The sequence below is a fragment of the Microvirga lenta genome, assembly GCF_020532555.1.
Taxonomy (GTDB): domain Bacteria; phylum Pseudomonadota; class Alphaproteobacteria; order Rhizobiales; family Beijerinckiaceae; genus Microvirga; species Microvirga lenta.
In genome coordinates, this window is sequence record NZ_JAJBBR010000016.1 from 37140 (window position 1) to 57409 (window position 20270).

A 20270-nucleotide genomic window follows, 5' to 3' on the forward strand; every position below is an offset into this window, starting at 1 on the left:
AGGGCAGGGCAGTTCAATGAGCATCCACCAAGAATGACATCCCACCAGCCGATCATGACCAGGGACGAGGTGTCGGACTTCCTCGACCGGGAATTCCCGCAGCTTCATTTCGGGGGACGCACCTATCACCTGACCGGTGTGGGTCCCATGACCGCGCAGGTGCGGATGGATTATCACGAGAGGCACCTGCGGCCGGGCGGCACCCTTTCCGGCCCCTCCATGATGGCCCTTGCGGATCTGGGGCTCTACGCGGTGATCCTGGCCCATATCGGACCCGTCGGACTGGCGGTGACCACCAGCCTGAACTTCAATTTCCTGAGAAAGCCGGGGCAGCGGGCGCTGGTTGCCGAATGCCGGCTCCTCAAGCTCGGCAAGCGCCTCGCGGTGGGCGAGGCCTCGATCTATTCGGAAGGAGGCGAGGATCTGGTCTGCCACGCGACGGGGACATATTCGATCCCCGATCGCCGGTAAGGCGGGCCGTCTCCGGTGAACGGAAGCCGTGGCTTCTATGAGGAAGCCGCCTTGGCCTGCTCCTGCGCAACGAGTGCGTCGTCGATCTCCCGTGCCCGGATGGCAGCCGGCCGGCTGCTGATCCGATTCCAGTAGGCCTCGAAGGACGGTCGCTTTTCCAGCGTGCCGAACATCATGGCCCAGCCGATATGCGAGCCCACATAGACGTCGGCTGCGGTGAAGCGGTCGCCGGCGATGAATTCCGACTGCGTTACCGCATAATCCAGGGTATTGACCGCATCCTCGACGCTTCCGTAGCCCATCATGCGCTTTCGCTCGGCAGGCACCTCGAAGCCGAGGGACCTGTTGGTCAGAGCCGCCTCGAGCGGGCCGGCGGCGAAGAACATCCAGCGGTAGTACGGTCCCCTGCGGGGATCGCCGGGCGCCGGAGCCAGGCCGGCTTCCGGGAAGGCATCGGCCAGATAGGCGCAGATCGCAGCCCCCTCGGTCACCACGGTGCCGCCGTGGACGATGGCCGGGACCTTCCCCATGGGGTTTATCGCCAGATAGGCCGGATCCTTCATCGAGGTTGCGAATCCGAGCAATTCGGTGCGGTAGGGGCGCCCGACCTCCTCGAGCATCCAACGGACGACGCGGCCCCGCGACATGGGATTGGTATAGAAGACGATCTCGCTGCTCATCTCGTCGCCCTTCTGGTTGACGCCGAAAGGGTAGAGCCGCGGAAGGGGCGTTTCAACACCACCCGCGACCGATGTGGTAATATGATACCCTAATTGCGGTATTTAGATACCACAACCGCCAGAAGCCATGAACTATAAGGGTTTTTCGCTCCTGACGGGATGCAAAAGCCTGTTGACTTGCCCGGCGGAACGACGTAATTAGCCGCCACTCGCCGCCGCATCTCGCGGCGGTTTGTCGTTTTCAGAACCAGGGCCCTCAACAGGTCCATACGGGAAACAGCGCGATGAAGACTACTACTTCGCTGAAGCCCGCCGAGGTCGAGAAGAAGTGGGTTGTGATCGATGCGAAGGGCCTCGTCGTTGGCCGTCTCGCTTCGATCGTGGCGATGCGCCTGCGCGGTAAGCACAAGGCCAACTACACCCCCCACGTCGATTGCGGCGACAACGTCATCGTCATCAACGCCGATCAGGTGGTGTTCACCGGCCGCAAGCGCGAGCAGAAGGTGTACTATCACCACACCGGTTATCCGGGCGGCATCAAGGAGCGCACTGCGAGGTTCATTCTCGAGGGCCGCTTCCCCGAGCGCGTGGTCGAGAAGGCTGTGGAGCGCATGCTCCCCCGCGGCCCGCTCTTCCGCCAGATCATGGGCAACCTGCGCGTCTATGGCGGCGCTGAGCATCCGCATACGGCTCAGCAGCCTGAAACGCTGGACGTTGCTGCCCTCAACAGCAAGAACGTGAGAGTCTAATCATATGGCGACCCTCCAGTCTCTCGCCGATCTGGGCCAGAATGCCCAGCCCGCCGCTCCGGAAGCTCCGAAGCACGTCCAGAAGCTCGACGCCCAGGGCCGCGCCTATGCCACCGGCAAGCGCAAGGACGCGGTCGCCCGCGTCTGGATCAAGCCCGGCTCCGGCAAGATCGTCATCAACGACCGTCCGGTCGAGGTGTACTTCGCCCGTCCGGTGTTGCGCATGATCCTGTCGCAGCCGCTGCAGATCGCGAACCGCGACGGCCAGTACGACATCGTCGTCAACGTCGATGGCGGCGGTCTCTCCGGCCAGGCCGGCGCAGTCCGTCACGGCCTCGCCAAGGCGCTGACCCACTATGAGCCGGAGCTTCGCGCCCCGCTCAAGAAGGAAGGCTTCCTGACCCGCGACGCGCGCGTCGTCGAGCGCAAAAAGTACGGCAAGAAGAAAGCCCGCCGCAGCTTCCAGTTCTCGAAGCGCTAAGCTTTCTCTGCATCCAAGATGTCGAAGGGCGGCTCCGGCCGCCCTTTTTCTTTGCGGGCAGCGGTTGGACGGACACGTCATCGCGTGCCGGCGAGTGCGGCAAACCGGCTGTCTCAATTGCTGGTATCTGCTGCGGCGATGTTTCCGGGGTGGCTCAACCACCACAATATTGTAACGATATGTAGAAGCGCGCTATCGGGTTTCCGCGTCGCAGGGTTCTCCTGCTTCAGCCTCGACTGATCGGGAACCGCCGTTGAACACCAAAACAAAAATTGCCGGCATCGGTCTGTTCCTCGGGCTGGCGACTCTCCTTCTTGTCGCAGTGTCGCCGCTCCATCTCCAGGCTCTCAACCCCGGACCGATGACGCCGGGCCATGAGGCATTGTCCTGCACGTCCTGCCACACGGAAGCTCCGGGAACCGCACGCCAGCAGATCCAGGCCAATCTCGCTTACCTGACAGGCTTCCGAAAAGCGCCCGTGGCTTTCGGCTACGAGACGCCGGACAGCAACGACTGCAGCGCCTGCCATGCACGCCCCGACGATGCTCATCCGCTGCATCGGTTCGCCGAGCCGCGTTTCGTGGAAGCGGTGAGGGTGGTCCGCGCCACCACCTGCCTGGGGTGCCACAGGGAACACCAGGGAACGCGCGTCTCTTCAAACACCGAGTTCTGCGCCGCCTGTCACGATGATCTCGTGGTGAAGAACGACCCCGTTGACATCCCCCACCGCATCCTCGTTGCGGAGGAGCGCTGGTCCACCTGCCTCGGCTGCCACGACTATCACGGCAATCGCGCCCGCGAGGCGCAGAAGCGGTTGGCCGACGCCTTCGACGTGCAAACCATCCGCTCCTACCTCTCCGACGGGCCCGACCCTTACGGCGAGGCAAGACGCCATCCGGCGAAGGGAGAGCGCCCATGATGCGCCAGGTCATCATCGCGCTGCTGCTCGGTGTGGCGGCCATCTATCTGTTCGTCACTGCCCCGCCGCCGCTGCCGGAAACGGCGAGAGCACAAGCTCCGCAAACATCGGACCTGCCGGTGAAGGTCCTGCTGGACGCCGCGAACCTCGTCAATGCGGCTGCCCGGAAGATCTATACCGAGCGGATCGTGACACCCGGCCAGCAGGTGGGCCTCGTCTTTGGGGAAGACTGGCAGGAGGCGCATTCGAAGACAGGGCCTCTTCCGGCGCTGTTCCTGCGCAAGGTAGCGGCCGAACTCCAGGCACAAGGAGCGCCGCTCGCCCTATTCCTGGGGTCGGACCAGCCCATCTCGCCGTCCAATGCCTTCAAGGGCGAGCAGGTCCGCCACTTCGCGGCTCTGAAGGAGGACCGCAAGCCCCGCTATTTCGATATGCCCGCGCTCAGGCTTCAGGTGGCCCTCTATCCCGACATCGCCGCGGCTCCGGGCTGTGTGAGTTGCCATAACGAACACCCGAACTCACCGAAGACCGACTGGCGGCTGGGCGACGTGATGGGTGCCACGACCTGGACCCATCCCCGAGCCGCCGTGTCCGACCGGGAGCTGCGCCAAGGCATCGCCCAGGTCTATGCCGCGGTCGAGAGAGCCTATGCCGCCTATCTCGAGAAGGTTCGACGCATTCCCGACCCGCCGTCCATCGGCTCAGCTTGGCCCGGCAGGGAGGGCAGGCGGCTTCCGGATGCCGAGACGTTCATGAGTGCGGTCAAGGAGGCGACGGCAGCCCAGATCCTCGATGCCGCGGTTCTGTTGCGATGAGCGTTCTCCTCAAGCTTCAGCAACGGAAGACCGCCTATCTCCCGGTCGGTCTGTGCTTCGCCGCGATCGCGCTCGCCGCGCTCGGCCTCGGGCAGGGTGGCCGGGGCTTCGTCGAGGACATGCCGACGGCCGCTCTCTTCGCCTACGAGCTCGCGACGGGTACCCTGCTCGTTCTGTCCCTTCTCTGGCAGTGGCGGCTCTATTTCGTGCGCCGGAGCAGGGATGCCCGCAGGCTTCAGCGGGCATACCGCCAACACCGCTGGCTCGGTCTCGTGCCGATGGGGCTGCTCGTCGTCCACATGGGGCCGCCGGGAGCCAATCTTCTCTCGGCCATGACCTGCCTGTTGCTGGTGTCCTGCCTGAGCGGCCTCTTCAACAACGAGATCGTCCGGCAGCGGGCGGGCTGGGTGCGGACGGCATGGCTCGTCGCCCATGTGGGGTCGGCAGCCTTCATCCTGCCTCTGGTGGTCCTCCACATCTGGGCCGTTCTGGCGTTCCGGGTCCATTGACCGCGAAAGGTCCTCGTTGACACGGCCGAGCTTCGCTCGCATAAAAGTCCCATGACATGCCTGCCGATCATCCGCCGACGCCGAACCGACGCTCCGCACGCGCGAGCGCGATGACGGCCGCCCTGGCTTGATCGCAGCCGCGCCCGGAGCGCGGCTTTTTTGTTTTCCGAGAACTCTTTGGCGCCAAGCGCCTTTTGTCCTATATCAGCGGCCTGACAGGCGGATGGGATCGGCGATGACCACCATGACCACGAATACAGCGGACCTCGGGCAGAAGACCCGGACGGTTTTCATCGACGGAGAGGCGGGAACGACGGGGCTCGGCATCCGCGAGCGCCTGCAGCATGTCCCCGGCATCGCCATCAAGAGCATCGCGCACGAGCTGCGCAAGGATGCGGCCGCCAAGCGGGACATTCTGGCCGAGGTCGATCTGGTGGTCCTGTGCCTGCACGACGACGCCGCGCGCGAGACGGTCGGCCTGGTGGACGCCATGGGCGGCAACGGTCCCCGGATCCTCGACGCCAGCACCGCGCACCGGGTCAGCCCCGGCTGGGTCTATGGCTTCGCGGAGCTCGATTCGAACCAGCGGGCGGCGATTGCCGGTGCCGACCGGGTGGCCAATCCGGGCTGCTATCCCACCGGCGCCATCGCCCTCATCCGCCCCCTCGTGGATGCCGGCATCGTCCCGGCCGACTATCCGATCAGCGTGAACGCGGTCAGCGGCTATAGCGGCGGCGGGCGTTCCATGATCGAGTCCTACGAGGCCGGCACGGCCCCTGCCTTCGAACTCTACGGCCTCGGTTTCGAGCACAAGCACGTGCCGGAACTGCAGCGCTATACTGGCCTGTCCCGGCGTCCAATCTTCATTCCCTCGGTCGGCAATTTCCGGCAGGGCATGCTCGTCAGCGTCCCGCTCCATCTCGACATGCTGCCCGGCAGGCCAGGTGCGGGGGACCTCGAAGACGCGCTCGTGAAGCACTACCGCGAGGGCGGCCTCGTCACCGTGGTGCCGACGGCGCCCGAGGGCAAGAAGGTCGAGCGGATCGAGCCGGAGGCGCTCAACGATACGGACCGGATGGAGCTCCGTGTCTTCCGCCACGACGCCTATGGCCATGCCGTCCTGGTGGCTCGCCTCGACAATCTCGGCAAGGGAGCGTCGGGAGCGGCGGTCCAGAACATCCAGCTGATGCTCGGGCTGATCTGAAAACCCGCTCCGCGCCCACATTCCGCCACGCTGTCCGACTGTACTCGGCTCCATGCGATACGACATGCGAGCCGATAGAGCCGGTTGGACCGTCTATGACGTCGCCACCGGGCGTCCCGTGATCCTGGGCGACGTCGCCCTGATCGGCATCAGTTTCGAGGATGCGGATTCTCTCGTGAACCTGCTCAACGTGCAGGACCGGGAGAGCGCGAGAGGGGCCTCCCGGTCCTCTCCGGCGCCGCACCCCGTCTCCGTCAGGTAATCGTTTCGAGCCGGCTGAAACGGACGGGAATGAGGTCCCTGGCCTCGGTCTGCCCCGCCTCGTCCTTGTCGATGATGGTGAGCCGCTGCATTCCCTCGGGCCCGATGGGCATGACCAGACGCCCGCCGGGCTTGAGCTGGTCCAGGAGGGCCGGGGGCGGGCGTTCGGCCGCGGCCGTCACCAGGATCTTGTCGAAGGGGGCGTGCTCGCGCCACCCGCGGGAGCCGTCTCCATCCCGGATCTCGACATTCGTATAGCCGAGATGGTGGAGGAGCACTCCCGCATCGCCGGCGAATTCCTCGACGATTTCGATGCTCCACACCTGCCCCGAGAGTTCCGCCAGGATGGCCGTCTGGTAGCCCAGGCCCGTGCCGACCTCGAGCACCGTCTCGTGCGGCTGGGGCGAGAGGAGATCCGTCATCAGCCCCACGATGAAGGGCTGGGAGATCGTCTTGTCGAAGCCGATCGGCAGCGGCATGTCCTGATACGCATAAGGCGCCAGAGGGGCGGGGACGAAGAGGTGGCGCGGGACCTTGCGCATCGCCTCCATCACGCGCTCGTCCAGGGTCGCCTTTCCGATTTCGTCGCTTGCGAGGTCGGTATGAATGGCAACGACCTCGACCATGTGCCGACGCAGAATAGCCAGGTGGCCCTCGTTCATCGGCTTCATGACGTTCCTTTTCTCCGCGATCGGCCTGCCGCCGAACAGGTAACGCCCGGCGAGGCCTTTCGGTTTGGCGGATGGGCGGAAGTGCGCCCCCGGCTCAAACGAGAAGAGGGCGGATGCCTGCACATCCGCCCTCCTGCTGTTCTGGTCCTCAAAGGCTGTGGGGCTAGCCGTGGTGAACCCGGGGTGCCCGGCTGGTGTCCGGAGGGTTCTCCTCGAAGGCGATGACCTGCTGGCGCTGTTCGCCCAGACCTTCGATCCCGAGAGTCACCACGTCGCCCGCCTTGAGGAAGCGCTGAGGCTTCATGCCCATGCCGACGCCCGGCGGAGTGCCGGTGGTGATGACGTCGCCGGGTTCCAGGATCATGAAGTGGGAAACGTAGGACACGATCTGCGCCACGTTGAAGATCATGGTCTTGGTCGAGCCCGTCTGCATGCGCTCGCCGTTCACGTCGAGCCACATGGAGAGGTTCTGCACGTCGGCGATCTCGTCCTTGGTCACCAGCCACGGGCCGATGGGGCCGAAGGTGGGGCAGCCCTTGCCCTTGGTCCAGGTGCCGCCGCGCTCGAGCTGGTATTCCCGCTCCGACACGTCGTTGCAGACGCAGTAGCCGGCGACGAAGTCCAGCGCCTCGTTGGCGCCCACATAGGAGGCCCGGTCGCCGATGACGATGGCGAGTTCGACCTCCCAGTCGGTCTTCTGCGACCCACGGGGGATGATCACGTCGTCGTTGGGGCCGACGATGCAGGAGGGCGCCTTGTTGAAGACGATGGGCTCCGCCGGAATCGCCGCCCCTGTCTCAGCCGCATGGTCGGCATAGTTCAGGCCGATCGCGATGAAATTGCGGACATTCCCGACGCAGGGGCCCAGACGCTGTCCCGCGGGGGCGCTCGGGAGGGAGCTCGGATCCACCTGCTTCAGACGCGCCAGACTCTCGGACGTGAGAGATTCCCCTGAAAAATCGGGAAGAATGCTCGATACGTCGCGAATCTGACCATTTCCATCGACGATCCCCGGCTTCTCCTGTCCAGGGTTCCCAAACCTCACCAGCTTCATCAAGCACTCCTGTCGTAGCGGTACCGCTTTTATGTGGCACATCCCGCCCCTGGGCAACGCAATTTCCGGCCGCAAACATGTTGCGCTTTTGCCACGAAGGGGGACAAAACGGCATTCCGGCCTGTCCGAAAGGATGATCGAAACGGGATTAGTGTGGGATGCAAATACATCCGTTTACATATGAACCATTCTTTTTATTCTGTATTGAGCGAGCGATACGTTAAGTAATGTATGATATATATTTCGGAATTATCTTTATATCAGCGTAGTAGAAAACGCCGCTTAGGTTTTCGTTAAACGATTGCGGCAGAATTAAAGCATTGGCACATTGGCGGCAACGCGGGATTCGCCGTGCACAAATCAAGTCCATAAAGGGCAGGAAGCTTCCCATGAGCCGTTTCAATCGTTCTTTGACCCTGGCTGCCGTTTCCCTCGCAGCTCTCATTACCGCTCAGGGCGGCGCTCAGGCCGGAGCCTTCGCTCTGCGCGAGCAGAGCGCCTCGGGGCAGGGGCTGTCCTTCGCCGGCGTCGCCGCCGGCTCGGGTGGAGTATCGTCCATCTTCTGGAACCCGGCCGCGATTACGATGAATCCCGGCTGGCAGAGCGAGTGGCACGCCACGGCCATCATCCCGCGTGTCGAAATCACGCCGACCTACACCCTGCCCGCCGGCCTTGCCGCGCTGGGCTCCTCCGGCGACATCGGTCTCGATGCCGTGGTGCCCGCCAGCTACACCAGCTATCAGGTCAACGACCGTCTCTGGGTCGGCCTCTATACCGGCGCGCCGTACGGCCTTTCCACGAAGCCCGATCCGTTCTGGGCCGGACAGCTCTACGCCCGCACGACCGAGGTCTTCTCCCTCGAGGCTCAGCCCACCATCGGCTTCAAGGTGAACGATTGGCTGTCGGTCGGTGCCGGCATCCGCGCCCAGTACTTCGATGTCCGCTACTTCTCGGCCGTGGGCCCGACGGCCACGAACCCGAACCCGTTCGTTCCGAGCGCCGGCCTGGAAGGCGACAGCTTCGGCATCGGCTACACCCTCGGCGCCACGCTGACGCCTTTCGCCGGCACCACCATCGGTATCGGTTTCCGCTCCGCCGTCGAGCACCAGCTCGAAGGCGAGTTCCAGTATTTCGGCGTTCCGATCAAGGCGAACCTCGTCCTGCCGGAATCCGTTTCCGTCGGCATCAGCCAGCAGATCGGCAGCGCGTTCACCCTGCACGCCACGGCGGAATGGACGAACTGGAGCCGACTGGGCTTCCCGCGCGTCTACAACAACCTGACCGGCGGCCTGCTCGCACAGGCCCCTTACCTGCCGCTCGCCTACGAGGATGGCTGGTACTTCTCGGTCGGTGGCGAGTACGCCATCAACCCGGCATGGACCGTGCGCGCCGGCGTCGGCTACGAGATCTCGCCCATCGAGCTCGAAACCCGCAACCCGCGCCTGCCCGACTCCGACCGCGTGTGGCTGTCCCTGGGCGCCACCTACAACTGGAGCGACAAGCTCGCCTTCGACCTGGGCTACACGCACATCTTCTCGGTGGGCAACACGGACATCAACATCGCTCCGGGCAACCCCATCTTCCCGACCCGCGGCGTGGTGTTCGCGGCCGATGTCCAGTCCAGCGTCGATATCGTCTCGGCCTCGATCAAGTACCGCTGGGACAACCCGGCAGTGGCCATTCCGGCTCCGATCGTGCGCAAGTACTGAGAGCCTTCAGATCATCGGAAACGAAAAGGCCGGCTTCACGCCGGCCTTTTCTTTTGCACGTCAGGTTCTCCTGGGTTTCAGGATTTTGCCAGGACGTAGGTGCCCGGCGCGTCGCAGAGGGGTGCGAGCTTGCCGCCGCCGGGCTCGCGGGCCTTCACCATGCGGGGCGCCTGCTCCTTGATCCACGAGAACCAGTAGGGCCACCATGTGCCGGGCGTTTCGGAGGCGTTCTTCATCCAATCCTCGAGCTCGCCTTCCACAGGGCCGCCCGTCCAGAACTGATACTTCGGCTTGTTGGTAGGGTTGACCACGCCGGCAATATGACCGGATCCGGCGAGCACGAAATCGACCGGCCCGCCGAAGGACTTGGAGCCCAGGAAGACGGAGCGGGCAGGGGCGATATGGTCCTCTTTCGTCGCAAGGTTGAAGATCGGCACCTTCACCTTCTTCAGATCGAGCTTGATGCCGCCGATCTCCATCTCGCCCTTGGCGAGCTTGTTGTCGAGATAGCAGTTGCGCAGGTAGAAGGCATGATTCGCCGCCGGCATCCGGGTCGAGTCCGCGTTCCAGTAGAGCAGATCGAACGGGTAGGGCGACTGCCCCTTCATGTAGACGTTGACCACGTAGGGCCAGATCAGATCGTTCGGCCGCAGCATGTTGAAGGCGTTGGCCATGCGCGATCCCTCGAGATAGCCTCGCGCCTTCATGTCCGCTTCGAGGCTCTTGATCTGCTCTTCGTCCGCGAAGACCTTCAGATCGCCCGCATGGGTGAAATCGACCTGCGCGGTGAAGAAGGTCGCGCTGTCGATCCGCTTGTCGCGGGTGGCCGCCATATAGGCCAGGGTGACCGCCAGGAGCGTTCCGCCGACGCAATAGCCGATGGCCGTCACCTTCTTCTCGCCGGTCGCTTCCTCGACGGCGTCGAGGGCGGCGAAGATGCCCTCGCGCATGTAGTGCTCGAAGCTCTTCTCCGCGTGGACCTCGGCGGGATTGACCCAGGAAATGCAGAAGACGGTCAGTCCCTGCGAGACCGCCCACCGGATGAAGCTCTTCTCCGGGTTCAGGTCGAGGATGTAGAACTTGTTGATCCAGGGCGGCACGATCAGAAGCGGGCGCTTGAGGACCTTGTCCGTTGTGGGTGCGTACTGGATCAGCTCCATCAGCTCGTTGCGGAAGATCACCTTTCCCGGCGTCGTGGCGATGTTGCCGCCGACCTTGAACCCGGTCGGGTCCGATTGCCGGATCTTCAGCTCCCCCGATCCTGCCTCGATATCCTCGGCCAGCATGGACATGCCGCGGGCCAGATTGGCGCCGTTCTGCTGAAGCGTCTCCCGAAGGAGCTCGGGATTGGTCAAGAGAAAATTCGACGGCGAAAGGGCGCTGGAGATCTGCTTCAGGTAGAACTGCGCCTTATGACGGGTGCGCTCGTCGACGCCCTCCGCATCCTCCACGAGATCCTCCGCCCAGCGGGAGGTGATGAGGTAGGCCTGCTTCAGGAAGTCGAAGAGAGGATTGTTGGACCATTCCGGGTCGCGGAAGCGGTTGTCCTTCGGCTCCGGCTCCGCGACCGGCTCGGCGGGTTCGCCCTGCGCGCGCTTGAGGGTCGAGGTCCAGAGGTCGAGAAATTGGGTGCCGAGACGTGTCTGCGCCTCGAGCGCCTTCTGCGGGTCGGTCATCCAGGCTTCGGCCACCGGGCCGAACGCCTTGACCATCTCCTGCGCGTCGGCGGCGAGCCCCGGCTTGGGCTGTCCGTTCTCCAGAGGCTTGAGATAGGCGGCGGTTGCCTTGCCGGCGCCTTCGATGAAGAGGGCAACGTTGCGGGACAACTCCTCGAAATCCGGAGTTGGGGTCTTTGCCTTTCCTTCGTCGAGCATTTTGCTCATAAGGCGATCTCCCTGCGTCCCACCGCCATTGCTCATGAGCCGCATTTCCGACATTTTAGCGTTCGAAGCATCGGATAAGCCAGAGCTATGTCATCTTTGTTGAGCCTGAAAATGCGTTTTACGACTAAAGCTTTACTCACCGGTCGCGCCGCCGCGGTGGGTTTTACGGCGCTTCTCGTTGCCAACGCTGCAGGCTGTGCCGACGGTTCCAACCCCACCCGGGACCTTTTCGCGGCGGTGGGGGCCGGGCCGAAGACCGCGCCGACCCCGGATTTCGTGGCAAGCTCCAGGCCAGAGACACTTGATTACATGCCCGTCGGCACGTCCCAGCCGGGACGCAGCACGCCCGCCAGAACGGCGGAGGAGGTCAAGGCCGCCGAGGCCGAGCTCGACGCCCTGCGGGCCCAGAACGAAGCCAAGGGCGCAGCCGCCGCCGAACTGGGCGGCACCCCGGCGCCGAAGCCTGTTCCGCTCCCGAAAACCCGCTAGCCCGATACCCGAACGAGCCTTTCCCCTCGAGGACCAGAACCATGACGGATTTCTACCGTATCAAGCGTCTTCCCCCTTACGTCTTCGAGCAGGTCAACCGCATCAAGGCCGCCGCCCGCGCCAATGGAGCCGATATCATCGACCTCGGGATGGGCAATCCCGACATGCAGGCGCCCCAGCACGTGATCGACAAGCTGGTGGAGACGGTCGGCAAGCCGCGCACGGACCGTTACTCGGCCTCCAAGGGCATCACCGGCCTCCGCAAGGCGCAGGCCGCCTATTACGAGCGCCGCTTCGGCGTGAAGCTCAACCCGGACACGCAGGTCGTCGCCACCCTCGGCTCGAAGGAAGGCTTCGCCAACATGGCGCAGGCGATTACTGCCCCCGGCGACGTGATCCTCGTGCCCAATCCCAGCTACCCGATCCATGCCTTCGGCTTCCTCATGGCAGGCGGCGTGATCCGCTCCGTGCCTGCCGAGCCGACGCCGGACTTCTTTCCCGCGGCCGAGCGGGCAGTCGCGCATTCGATCCCCAAGCCCGTCGCCCTCGTGGTGTGCTATCCGTCGAATCCGACCGCTTACGTTGCGTCCCTCGATTTCTACCGGGACCTCGTCGCCTTCGCGAAGAAGCACGAGCTGATCCTGCTGTCCGATCTCGCCTATTCCGAGGTCTATTTCGACGAGAGCAACCCGCCGCCTTCGATCCTGCAGGTTCCCGGAGCCATGGACGTGGCGGTCGAGTTCACCTCCATGTCGAAGACCTTCTCCATGGCCGGCTGGCGCATCGGCTTCGCCGTGGGCAACGAGCGCCTCCTGGCCGCCCTGGCGCGGGTGAAGTCCTATCTCGATTACGGCGCGTTCACGCCCGTGCAGGTGGCCGCCACCGCAGCCCTGAACGGGCCGGAGGACTGCATTCGCGAGATGCGTGCCGTCTACAAGCGCCGCCGCGACGTGCTGGTGGATTCCTTCGCCAAGGCCGGGTGGTCCATTCCGGCCCCCACCGCGTCCATGTTCGCCTGGGTGCAGATCCCGGAAAAGTTCAGGTCCATGGGCAGCCTCGAGTTCTCGAAGCTCCTGGTGGAGAAGGCCGACGTCGCCGTCGCTCCCGGCATCGGATTCGGCGAACACGGGGACGACTACGTCCGAATCGCTCTCGTGGAGAACGAGCAGCGCATCCGGCAGGCCGCGCGCAACATCCGCCGGTTCTTCGATTCGGCCGATCAGACGCTCCACAACGTCGTACCCATGGTGCGGGCCCGCTGAGCGGGATTTTGCCTTGCCGCGAAAGCGGTCCGCACATGGACATGCAACCCTGGCAGTCGTAAAGAGCAACGCGATTGTCAGAGGGAGCTGCTGTTCGTGACACGTCCTTTTCGGGTGGGTATTGCCGGCCTCGGCACGGTTGGCGCATCGGTCATCCAGATCCTCGACCGGCAGAACCAGGTCGTGGCGGAGCGGGGCGGGCGCCCGGTTGAGGTGGTGGCGGTCTCCGCCAGGGACAGGGCCAAGGATCGCGGCTTCGATCTCTCCCGATACACGTGGTTCGACGACCCGGTGGAACTCGCCAGGTCCGGCGACGTGGATTGCGTGGTCGAACTGGTGGGCGGGGCGGACGGCGCTGCCCGGCAGGTCGTCGAGACTGCTCTGTCCCATGGTAAGCACGTGGTCACGGCCAACAAGGCGCTGCTCGCCAAGCACGGCTCGGCGCTCGCCGAACTCGCGGAGGGCAAGGGCGTGTCCCTTGCCTTCGAGGCTTCCGTCGCGGGCGGCATTCCGGTCATCAAGACCTTGCGGGAGGCCCTGCCCGGCAACAAGGTTTCGCGCCTCTACGGCATTCTCAACGGCACCTGCAATTACATCCTTTCGCGGATGGAGCTCGAAGGCCTGACCTTTGCGGAGTGCCTCAAGGATGCGCAGCGCCTGGGCTATGCCGAGGCCGATCCCACCTTCGACGTGGAGGGCTTCGATACGGCCCACAAGCTCGCCGTCCTGACGAGCCTCGCCTTCGGTTCGAAGATCGACGCGGAGGCGATCTACGTGGAGGGCATCTCGTCGATCACGCCGCTCGACCTCGCCATGGCCCAGGAACTCGGCTTCCGCATCAAGCTCCTGGGCGTCGCCGAGCGCACGGAAACGGGCATCGAGCAGCGCGTCCATCCCACGATGGTGCCCAAGACCTCGTCCATTGCGCAGGTGATGGGCGTCACCAACGCCGTCACCATCGATGCGGACGCGGTGAAGGAGCTGACCCTGATCGGCCCCGGCGCAGGCGGCGACGCGACCGCGTCGGCCGTGGTCGCGGACATCGCCGATGTGGCCCTCGGGAAGGGCGGGGCTCCCTTCGGGCGGCCCGTGGCTTCGCTCGAAGCGGCCCCCAGGGCGCCCATGCAGCGTCACGAGGGCGGCTACTACATCCGCTTCACGGTGCATGACCGTCCCGGCGTGGCGGCCGGCGTCGCGACGCGGATGGCGGAGGCCGACATCTCCCTGGAGAGCATTCTCCAGAAGCGTTCCGAGACGGCCGCGACCAAGGACCCGCACGGTCGCTCCGGCGCACCCGTCTCGCTCGTTCTCATCACCTATGCGGCCACCGAGGCTTCGATACGTTCGGCTGTGGATAAGATCTCCAGGGATGGTCTTATTGCCGAGCCGCCCCAAGTCATCCGCATCGAACGAGAGTAACCCCATCACGCAGAGCCTCAGGCTCGCAGAGTACCGTCAAAGGGAGACGACACGTCCATGTCGCAAGGCATTACCGTCCAACCGGGCCAGATCATCGAGCGAATCCTGACCCTGGAACTTGTCCGCGTGACCGAGCGCGCGGCCGTCGCGTCGGCAAGGCTGCGCGGACGCGGCAACGAAAAGGCCGCCGACCAGGCTGCCGTGGACGCCATGCGCCGGGAGCTCAACAAGCTGCCCATCGACGGCACGGTGGTGATCGGCGAGGGCGAGCGCGACGAGGCGCCGATGCTCTTCATCGGCGAGAAGGTGGGCAACAAGCAGGGCCCGAAGGTGGACATCGCCGTCGACCCGCTCGAGGGCACCACGCTCTGCGCTAAGGACATGCCGGGCTCCATCGCCGTGATGGCCATGGCCGAGGCCGGAACCCTCCTGGCCGCACCCGACGTCTACATGCACAAGATCGCGGTCGGTCCGGGCTATCCGACCGGCGTCGTGGATCTGGATGCCCCTCCCGAGGAAAACATCCATAATCTCGCCAAGGCGAAGGGCGTGAAGCCCAATCAGATCACCGCGCTGGTGCTCGATCGTCCGCGTCATGCCGACCTGATCGCCGCCATCCGCAAGACCGGCGCCGGCATCCGCCTCATCTCCGACGGCGACGTGGCGGGCGTGATCTTCACGACCAAGCCGGACGAGACCGGAATCGACATCTATCTCGGCATCGGCGCCGCTCCGGAAGGCGTTCTCGCGGCAGGCGCGCTGCGCTGCATCGGCGGCCAGATGCAGGCGCGCCTGATCCTCGACACGGAGGAGAAGCGGTCCCGCGCACTCCAGATGGGCGTCACGGATCCTGACCGGAAATACGACATGACCGATCTCGCCCGCGGCGACGTCATCGTGGCGGCGACCGGCGTCACGGACGGCGCGCTCATCAAGGGCGTGAATTTCGGCAAGGACGTGATCACGACCGAAACCGTCGTGTACCGCTCCGCGACCGGCACCGTCCGCCGCATCTACGGCGAGCACCGGGAGCTGTCGAAGTTCCATCTGGATTGAGCCGCGAACAGGCTCCCCTTCCGCAGGGGAGCCTGCTTCTATGCCTTGGGCCGGACAAAAGCAGCCGGCACGATTCGCGAAGGGGGCAGTTTCCATGGCCGAGACACAGCAGAACGGAATCCATATACGTCCCTTCCGTTCCGAGGACCGTCAGGCGTGGGAGCCGCTCTGGCAGGGATACCTTACCTTCTACAAGACGTCGCTGACGCCCGAGGTTACGGAAACGACGTGGCAGCGGCTTCTCGACCAGGCCGAGCCAATGCACGGGCTTGCCGCTGTTCTCGACGGCAGCGTCGTCGGCATCGTCCATTACCTCTATCATCGCTCCACATGGACGGTCGGCAATTATTGCTATCTCCAGGATCTCTTCACCTCCGAGGAGGCGAGGGGCCGGGGCGTCGGGCGGGCCCTGATCGAGGCTGTGTACGAGAAGGCGCAGGCGGACGGGGCGAGCCGGGTCTACTGGCTGACGCACGAAACGAACACATCCGCACAGGCCCTTTACGAGAAGGTCGCGGCGCGCAGCGGCTTCATTCAATACCGCAAGGTGTTTTGACCACATTTCGGGTTAATCTCGGCGCGTGACCGAATCAGCTCCTCTTCATCTTCCGCGCCCGTTCCTGGGCGTGAGCAGTTCCGCCCTGGGCCGCACCTGGGTCGAACGATGCACGGCCGCTCAAGGAACCATAGCGCTCGCCATCGCCCAGACCCACGGTCTGGCCGACGTGCTGGCCCGGGTGCTGGCCGGGCGCGGCGTCGGAATTCACGAAACGCAAGGCTTCCTGAACCCCCGCCTGCGGGATCTCATGCCCGATCCTCACGTCCTCACGGACATGGAGAAGGCCGCCTCACGTCTGGCCGACTCGGTGATGCGCCGGGAGAAGGTGGCGATCTTCGGCGATTACGACGTGGATGGGGCCTGCAGCGCGGCTCTTCTGGCCGAATATCTGCGCAGCTGCGGCGTTCCGTACCTGATCCACATTCCCGACCGGATCACGGAAGGCTACGGGCCCAACGTGGACGCGATCCGGGGCCTGAAGGAGCAGGGGGCCGAAATTCTCGTCACGGTCGATTGCGGCACCGCCAGCATCGAACCGCTGGCGGAGGCAAAGCGGCTCGGGCTCGATTCTCTCGTTCTGGATCACCACCAGGCTCCTGCGGAACTGCCGGACGCCCTCGCCATCGTCAATCCGAACCGCCAGGACGACCTTTCCGGCCTCGGGCACCTCTGCGCGGCCGGCGTCGTCTTCCTGTTCCTGGTTGCGCTGAATCGCTCCTTGCGCGCCAAGGGGTTCTTCAACGGCAGGCCAGAGCCCGATCTCCTGGCGAGCCTCGACCTGGTCGCCCTGGCCACGGTTGCGGACGTGGTGCCTCTGACCGGCCTGAACCGGGCCTTCGTACGCCAGGGGCTCACGATCATGCGCAGCCGGCGCCGTGCCGGCCTGGCGGCGCTGTTCGACGCGGCCGGCTTGGCCGGTGCCCCGGAATGCTGGCATCTCGGCTACCTCGTCGGCCCCCGCATCAATGCGGGCGGACGCATCGGCGACGCCGCACTCGGGTCGAAGCTTCTTCTCACGGAGGATCCCTCGCAGGCCGCGCAGCTTGCAGCCGAACTCGACCGGCTGAACCGGGAGCGGCAGGCCATCGAAGTGGCGGCCGTCGCGGATGCCGAGGCGCAGGCCCTGTTCGCCATGGAGCGGGCTCCGGACCTGCCGGTGGTGATCACGGCCTCGCCGGAATGGCATCCGGGCGTCGTCGGGCTGATCGCGGCCCGGACGAAGGAGCGCTTCCGGAGGCCCGCCTTCGCGTTCACCCTCAATTCCGACGGGACGGCCACCGGCTCCGGCCGTTCGGTCCCCGGCGTGGATCTCGGGTCCGTGGTGAGGGCGGCCGTGGATGCCGGTCTCGCCATCAAGGGAGGCGGCCACACCATGGCGGCCGGGGTCACGATCCTGGCCGCCGAGCTGGAACGTTTCCGCGCCTATGTCAGCGAGAGGTTGGCCGATCCTGTCAGCACCGTCCGTCTCAACGATCATTTCCCGGTCGATGCCACCCTGACCGCCGGCGGGGCCCAGCCCAGCCTTGTCGCTGCCCTGGAGCGGGCAGGGCCGTTCGGCTCGGGGCAGCCGGAACCGGTTTTCGTCTTTCCCCAGCATCGTCTCGTCGAGGCGCGGGAGGTCGGCAGCGGCGGCCATGTCCGCGTGAAGCTGCGTGGCGGCGACGGGTCCATGATCGGGGGAATCGCCTTTCGGGCCGCCGGGCAGCCCCTGGGCATCGCACTCTCAAATGCCATCGGGAACAGCCTCCACGTGGCCGGGACCCTGTCGGTCGACCGGTGGGGTGGAAACGAAAAAGTCGAGCTTCGCCTCATGGATGCGGCAAAGCCGGAATAAGTGCTCCTTTAGCGCTTGCCGTGCGGAAAGAACCCATCTATATGTCCGCCCACTTCGGCGGCATTGCCCCGATCAAGCGGCCTTCGTCTATCGGTTAGGACACCAGCCTTTCACGCTGGGAAGAGGGGTTCGATTCCCCTAGGCCGCGCCACCCCTGATCCTCAAAAATATCTCTTTGAATCGCCCGGACGGGAACTAAGCTAGGTTTCCTCCATTCGTGGGTGATATCGATCTTACCCCCTTCCGACGCTGGACTTTCATGCCGCGCTTTTTCTTCAATATCCGGGACGGCTACGACCTCGACGAGGACGAGGAGGGAATCGAGCTGCCCGACCTCGAAGCTGCCCGAGCCGAGGCGCTCGCGACCGTGGAGGAGCTCCGCGATCAACTGACGGATGCCGGCAATATCGAGCTCGAAATCACCGACGAGACGGGGCGGCGCCTCCTGACGGTGCCGTTCTTCCGTGGCCGGGGCGGTCGGCGCTGAGCGACGCCGGCTCTAGGGAGCCGGAGCCTGTTCGAAGGCCCTGAACGCCTCGCGCTTGAGGGCTGCCGGCTCTTCGAGATAGCGCGGCGAGTGGTGAAAGACGTTGAGCTCCCTGACCCGTGCCTTCAAGGCCAGCTCGCCCGCCTGCCGCGCAGTCAGGTGCTTGGAAGCCGAGGCGAGGGCATGGTCGCGATCCAGAAAAACGGCCTCGATGAAAAGCTGGTCGGCCTCGCGTGCGAGAGACAGGATCTTGTCCCGGTTTTCCTCCGTGAATGCCGCATCGGTCACATAGGTGACGACTTGGCCCGGCCCGACGAAGAAGAGCCTGTCGACGAGGTCCCTCAGAACGATGCTCCCCACGCCCGGCACCGGAACCTCGGCATCCTGAACGCCTGAGCGGATCAAGGTTTTCGCTTCGCTGAGCCAGGGCCCCTTCGGCAGCCCGAGGCCTTCGAGAACCCCGCGGCGGACATTCACGCGCAGGGTTTCCCTCAGGCTGAAGGCCAGAGAGGCGATGCCGTGATCGAGCGCGGCGGCTTCGATGTGGAAGTCGTCTTCCTTCAGGACGACACGCTCCGGAAGGTCAGGACAGGCCACCTCGTCGCGCTTGAAGACATCTCGGGCCCTGAAGATTGCAGCGCGGTGCACCCGCGCATCCCGGAACTCGCTCACGTGAAGCCAGAAATCCACGGAGGTTTCGTCGAGGAGATTCCAGGTGAAGCCCTGGAGCCTGTGCTCGACGCGGTCGATGAAACCCGGCGGGCCGAGCAGATGGAGCGGGCCCGGACGATGGAGACACAGGCGCAAGAGCCGGTCGAAGCCCGCGAAGTGATCCACATGCGTGTGCGACACGAAGACGTGGCTGACGCGCATGAGCTCGCGCGAGGAGAGGGGCGTCAGATCGCCCAGGTCGAACAGGATCGCCCGGCGACCGTAGCGGAAATCGATATAGAGTCCTGGGTCGTCGAAAGGGCCATTGATCAGCCGTGGTTGGACCAGCCAGCTCATCCGGTCCGCAGGCCGCGCCAGGCGGCGGCGAAGTCGTCCGCATTCCGTCGGATGTCCTCGACGGACATGCTCGGCGTGAACAGGGCAGAACCCAGCCCGAAACCGTCGGCGCCGGCTTGAACGTAGGCTTTCATCGTGTCGGGCCTGATGCCGCCGACGGGAATCACGATGGCGTCCTTGGGCAGAACGGCTCGCCATGCCTTAACGACAGCCGGAGGCGTCGCCTCGGCCGGAAAGATCTTGATGCCGTCGGCGCCCGCCTTCAGGGCGGCGAAAGCCTCGGTCGGTGTCGCGACGCCGGGGGTGCAGATGAGACGAAGCTCCTTGGCGCGCTTGATCACGTCCGTGTCCGCGTGCGGCATCACGATCAGCTTTCCGCCGGCGTCGAGGACGCCGTTGACCAGATCCGGCTCGAGCACCGTGCCGGCCCCGACGAGGACATCCTGCGGCAGGGTCTTCGCCATGATCTCGATGCTGCGGAAGGGCTCCGGCGAGTTCAGGGGGACCTCGATGATCCGGAAACCGGCTTCGACCAGGGCATGGCCGACCCGCTCGGCATTCTCGGGCTTGAGGCCCCTGAGGATCGCGATCAGGGGCAGGCCGGTCATGAAATCCCGCAATATCAAGGTAAGCATCCCTCTCGTTCGGCTCGGACGGCAGACGTTGGTGCCAATCTATCCCCACCCCCGTCAACTCGTCCGCCGGCTTTTGGTTTGACGGGCTGGGAGCGGATGGAACGGTCAAGCATGG

The 20270-nt window shown here is 64.9% G+C and carries 22 protein-coding genes and 1 tRNA gene; 17 read left to right on the forward strand and 6 right to left on the reverse strand.

The window, feature by feature from the left end:
* Window positions 1–33: 33 nt before the first annotated feature.
* Entirely contained in the window at window positions 34–471 is a 438-nt protein-coding gene (locus tag LGR44_RS20155) for a PaaI family thioesterase (RefSeq protein ID WP_226742513.1), read from the forward strand.
* Between the two features lie 35 nt (window positions 472–506).
* On the opposite strand, the gene LGR44_RS20160 is transcribed toward LGR44_RS20155, so the two are convergent.
* Window positions 507–1151, reverse strand: coding sequence for a glutathione S-transferase family protein (locus LGR44_RS20160; RefSeq protein WP_226742514.1), 645 nt, complete (start codon window positions 1149–1151; stop codon window positions 507–509).
* Window positions 1152–1435: 284 nt separating this feature from the next.
* Here LGR44_RS20160 and rplM point away from each other — a divergent pair, with 284 nt between their 5' ends.
* The 7 genes from rplM to LGR44_RS20195 all read left to right on the forward strand — a co-directional run bounded on the left by rplM (window position 1436) and on the right by LGR44_RS20195 (window position 6090).
* Window positions 1436–1900 carry a 50S ribosomal protein L13 gene (gene rplM / locus LGR44_RS20165; RefSeq protein WP_226742515.1) on the forward strand — a complete coding sequence of 155 codons (465 nt, stop codon included), beginning with the start codon at window positions 1436–1438 and terminating at the stop codon, window positions 1898–1900.
* Between the two features lie 4 nt (window positions 1901–1904).
* Window positions 1905–2381, forward strand: a complete 477-nt coding sequence (rpsI, locus tag LGR44_RS20170) for a 30S ribosomal protein S9 (RefSeq protein ID WP_226742516.1) — start codon at window positions 1905–1907, stop codon at window positions 2379–2381.
* 253 nt (window positions 2382–2634) lie between these two features.
* Window positions 2635–3300, forward strand: a complete 666-nt coding sequence (locus tag LGR44_RS20175; RefSeq protein ID WP_226742517.1) for a cytochrome c3 family protein — start codon at window positions 2635–2637, stop codon at window positions 3298–3300.
* Entirely contained in the window at window positions 3297–4115 is an 819-nt protein-coding gene (locus LGR44_RS20180) for a c-type heme family protein (protein WP_226742518.1), read from the forward strand. The genes LGR44_RS20175 and LGR44_RS20180 overlap by 4 nt, the downstream gene beginning before the upstream one ends.
* A complete protein-coding gene (locus tag LGR44_RS20185) occupies window positions 4112–4624 on the forward strand; it encodes a hypothetical protein (RefSeq protein ID WP_226742519.1) in 513 nt (170 codons plus the stop codon). The genes LGR44_RS20180 and LGR44_RS20185 overlap by 4 nt, the downstream gene beginning before the upstream one ends.
* Before the next feature lie 244 nt (window positions 4625–4868).
* Complete coding sequence (gene argC / locus LGR44_RS20190) at window positions 4869–5828, forward strand: N-acetyl-gamma-glutamyl-phosphate reductase (RefSeq protein WP_226742520.1); 960 nt, start codon at window positions 4869–4871, stop codon at window positions 5826–5828.
* 64 nt (window positions 5829–5892) lie between these two features.
* A complete protein-coding gene (locus LGR44_RS20195) occupies window positions 5893–6090 on the forward strand; it encodes a hypothetical protein (RefSeq protein WP_226742521.1) in 198 nt (65 codons plus the stop codon).
* On the opposite strand, the gene LGR44_RS20200 is transcribed toward LGR44_RS20195, so the two are convergent.
* Window positions 6083–6760 carry a protein-L-isoaspartate(D-aspartate) O-methyltransferase gene (locus LGR44_RS20200; RefSeq protein WP_264196672.1) on the reverse strand — a complete coding sequence of 226 codons (678 nt, stop codon included), beginning with the start codon at window positions 6758–6760 and terminating at the stop codon, window positions 6083–6085. The genes LGR44_RS20195 and LGR44_RS20200 overlap by 8 nt on opposite strands.
* Before the next feature lie 163 nt (window positions 6761–6923).
* The gene (locus LGR44_RS20205) at window positions 6924–7814 is read right to left on the reverse strand and encodes a fumarylacetoacetate hydrolase family protein (RefSeq protein WP_226742523.1); all 891 of its coding nucleotides are present in this window, start codon (window positions 7812–7814) and stop codon (window positions 6924–6926) included.
* A 389-nt stretch (window positions 7815–8203) separates the two neighbouring features.
* Here LGR44_RS20205 and LGR44_RS20210 point away from each other — a divergent pair, with 389 nt between their 5' ends.
* Window positions 8204–9523 carry an OmpP1/FadL family transporter gene (locus LGR44_RS20210; RefSeq protein ID WP_226742524.1) on the forward strand — a complete coding sequence of 440 codons (1320 nt, stop codon included), beginning with the start codon at window positions 8204–8206 and terminating at the stop codon, window positions 9521–9523.
* A gap of 77 nt (window positions 9524–9600) precedes the next feature.
* Here LGR44_RS20210 and LGR44_RS20215 read toward each other — a convergent pair whose 3' ends face one another.
* Window positions 9601–11397, reverse strand: a complete 1797-nt coding sequence (locus LGR44_RS20215; protein ID WP_319004873.1) for a PHA/PHB synthase family protein — start codon at window positions 11395–11397, stop codon at window positions 9601–9603.
* A 120-nt stretch (window positions 11398–11517) separates the two neighbouring features.
* Here LGR44_RS20215 and LGR44_RS20220 point away from each other — a divergent pair, with 120 nt between their 5' ends.
* The 8 genes from LGR44_RS20220 to LGR44_RS20255 all read left to right on the forward strand — a co-directional run bounded on the left by LGR44_RS20220 (window position 11518) and on the right by LGR44_RS20255 (window position 18512).
* The gene (locus tag LGR44_RS20220; protein WP_226742526.1) at window positions 11518–11895 is read left to right on the forward strand and encodes a hypothetical protein; all 378 of its coding nucleotides are present in this window, start codon (window positions 11518–11520) and stop codon (window positions 11893–11895) included.
* Between the two features lie 41 nt (window positions 11896–11936).
* Window positions 11937–13157, forward strand: coding sequence for an LL-diaminopimelate aminotransferase (locus tag LGR44_RS20225; RefSeq protein WP_226742527.1), 1221 nt, complete (start codon window positions 11937–11939; stop codon window positions 13155–13157).
* A gap of 96 nt (window positions 13158–13253) precedes the next feature.
* Complete coding sequence (locus tag LGR44_RS20230) at window positions 13254–14576, forward strand: homoserine dehydrogenase (protein ID WP_226742528.1); 1323 nt, start codon at window positions 13254–13256, stop codon at window positions 14574–14576.
* A 57-nt stretch (window positions 14577–14633) separates the two neighbouring features.
* Window positions 14634–15632 (forward strand): class II fructose-bisphosphatase, encoded by a 999-nt coding sequence (gene glpX / locus LGR44_RS20235; protein WP_226742529.1) that lies wholly within the window; start codon window positions 14634–14636, stop codon window positions 15630–15632.
* Window positions 15633–15726: 94 nt separating this feature from the next.
* Complete coding sequence (locus LGR44_RS20240) at window positions 15727–16188, forward strand: GNAT family N-acetyltransferase (protein ID WP_226742530.1); 462 nt, start codon at window positions 15727–15729, stop codon at window positions 16186–16188.
* A gap of 25 nt (window positions 16189–16213) precedes the next feature.
* Window positions 16214–18025, forward strand: coding sequence for a single-stranded-DNA-specific exonuclease RecJ (gene recJ, locus LGR44_RS20245; protein ID WP_226742531.1), 1812 nt, complete (start codon window positions 16214–16216; stop codon window positions 18023–18025).
* A 76-nt stretch (window positions 18026–18101) separates the two neighbouring features.
* A tRNA-Glu gene (locus tag LGR44_RS20250) sits at window positions 18102–18176 on the forward strand.
* 108 nt (window positions 18177–18284) lie between these two features.
* Window positions 18285–18512 (forward strand): DUF6894 family protein, encoded by a 228-nt coding sequence (locus LGR44_RS20255; RefSeq protein WP_226742532.1) that lies wholly within the window; start codon window positions 18285–18287, stop codon window positions 18510–18512.
* A 12-nt stretch (window positions 18513–18524) separates the two neighbouring features.
* Here LGR44_RS20255 and LGR44_RS20260 read toward each other — a convergent pair whose 3' ends face one another.
* On the reverse strand, window positions 18525–19520 hold the full coding sequence (locus tag LGR44_RS20260) for a ribonuclease Z (RefSeq protein ID WP_226742533.1): 996 nt from the start codon (window positions 19518–19520) through the stop codon (window positions 18525–18527).
* Complete coding sequence (locus LGR44_RS20265) at window positions 19517–20128, reverse strand: 2-dehydro-3-deoxy-6-phosphogalactonate aldolase (RefSeq protein WP_264196670.1); 612 nt, start codon at window positions 20126–20128, stop codon at window positions 19517–19519. The genes LGR44_RS20260 and LGR44_RS20265 overlap by 4 nt, the downstream gene beginning before the upstream one ends.
* Window positions 20129–20270 lie beyond the last annotated feature (142 nt).

Excerpts from the sequence above, each read along its gene's own strand:
- LGR44_RS20155 (WP_226742513.1), top strand. The coding sequence starts at position 34 with ATGACATCCCACCAGCCGATCATGACCAGGGACGAGGTGTCGGACTTC.
- LGR44_RS20160 (WP_226742514.1), bottom strand. The coding sequence starts at position 1,151 with ATGAGCAGCGAGATCGTCTTCTATACCAATCCCATGTCGCGGGGCCGC.
- rplM (WP_226742515.1), top strand. The coding sequence starts at position 1,436 with ATGAAGACTACTACTTCGCTGAAGCCCGCCGAGGTCGAGAAGAAGTGG.
- rpsI (WP_226742516.1), top strand. The coding sequence starts at position 1,905 with ATGGCGACCCTCCAGTCTCTCGCCGATCTGGGCCAGAATGCCCAGCCC.
- LGR44_RS20180 (WP_226742518.1), top strand. The coding sequence starts at position 3,297 with ATGATGCGCCAGGTCATCATCGCGCTGCTGCTCGGTGTGGCGGCCATC.
- LGR44_RS20185 (WP_226742519.1), top strand. The coding sequence starts at position 4,112 with ATGAGCGTTCTCCTCAAGCTTCAGCAACGGAAGACCGCCTATCTCCCG.
- argC (WP_226742520.1), top strand. The coding sequence starts at position 4,869 with ATGACCACGAATACAGCGGACCTCGGGCAGAAGACCCGGACGGTTTTC.
- LGR44_RS20195 (WP_226742521.1), top strand. The coding sequence starts at position 5,893 with ATGCGAGCCGATAGAGCCGGTTGGACCGTCTATGACGTCGCCACCGGG.
- LGR44_RS20200 (WP_264196672.1), bottom strand. The coding sequence starts at position 6,760 with ATGAAGCCGATGAACGAGGGCCACCTGGCTATTCTGCGTCGGCACATG.
- LGR44_RS20205 (WP_226742523.1), bottom strand. The coding sequence starts at position 7,814 with ATGAAGCTGGTGAGGTTTGGGAACCCTGGACAGGAGAAGCCGGGGATC.
- LGR44_RS20210 (WP_226742524.1), top strand. The coding sequence starts at position 8,204 with ATGAGCCGTTTCAATCGTTCTTTGACCCTGGCTGCCGTTTCCCTCGCA.
- LGR44_RS20215 (WP_319004873.1), bottom strand. The coding sequence starts at position 11,397 with ATGCTCGACGAAGGAAAGGCAAAGACCCCAACTCCGGATTTCGAGGAG.
- LGR44_RS20220 (WP_226742526.1), top strand. The coding sequence starts at position 11,518 with ATGCGTTTTACGACTAAAGCTTTACTCACCGGTCGCGCCGCCGCGGTG.
- LGR44_RS20225 (WP_226742527.1), top strand. The coding sequence starts at position 11,937 with ATGACGGATTTCTACCGTATCAAGCGTCTTCCCCCTTACGTCTTCGAG.
- glpX (WP_226742529.1), top strand. The coding sequence starts at position 14,634 with ATGTCGCAAGGCATTACCGTCCAACCGGGCCAGATCATCGAGCGAATC.
- LGR44_RS20240 (WP_226742530.1), top strand. The coding sequence starts at position 15,727 with ATGGCCGAGACACAGCAGAACGGAATCCATATACGTCCCTTCCGTTCC.
- LGR44_RS20255 (WP_226742532.1), top strand. The coding sequence starts at position 18,285 with ATGCCGCGCTTTTTCTTCAATATCCGGGACGGCTACGACCTCGACGAG.
- LGR44_RS20260 (WP_226742533.1), bottom strand. The coding sequence starts at position 19,520 with ATGAGCTGGCTGGTCCAACCACGGCTGATCAATGGCCCTTTCGACGAC.
- LGR44_RS20265 (WP_264196670.1), bottom strand. The coding sequence starts at position 20,128 with ATGACCGGCCTGCCCCTGATCGCGATCCTCAGGGGCCTCAAGCCCGAG.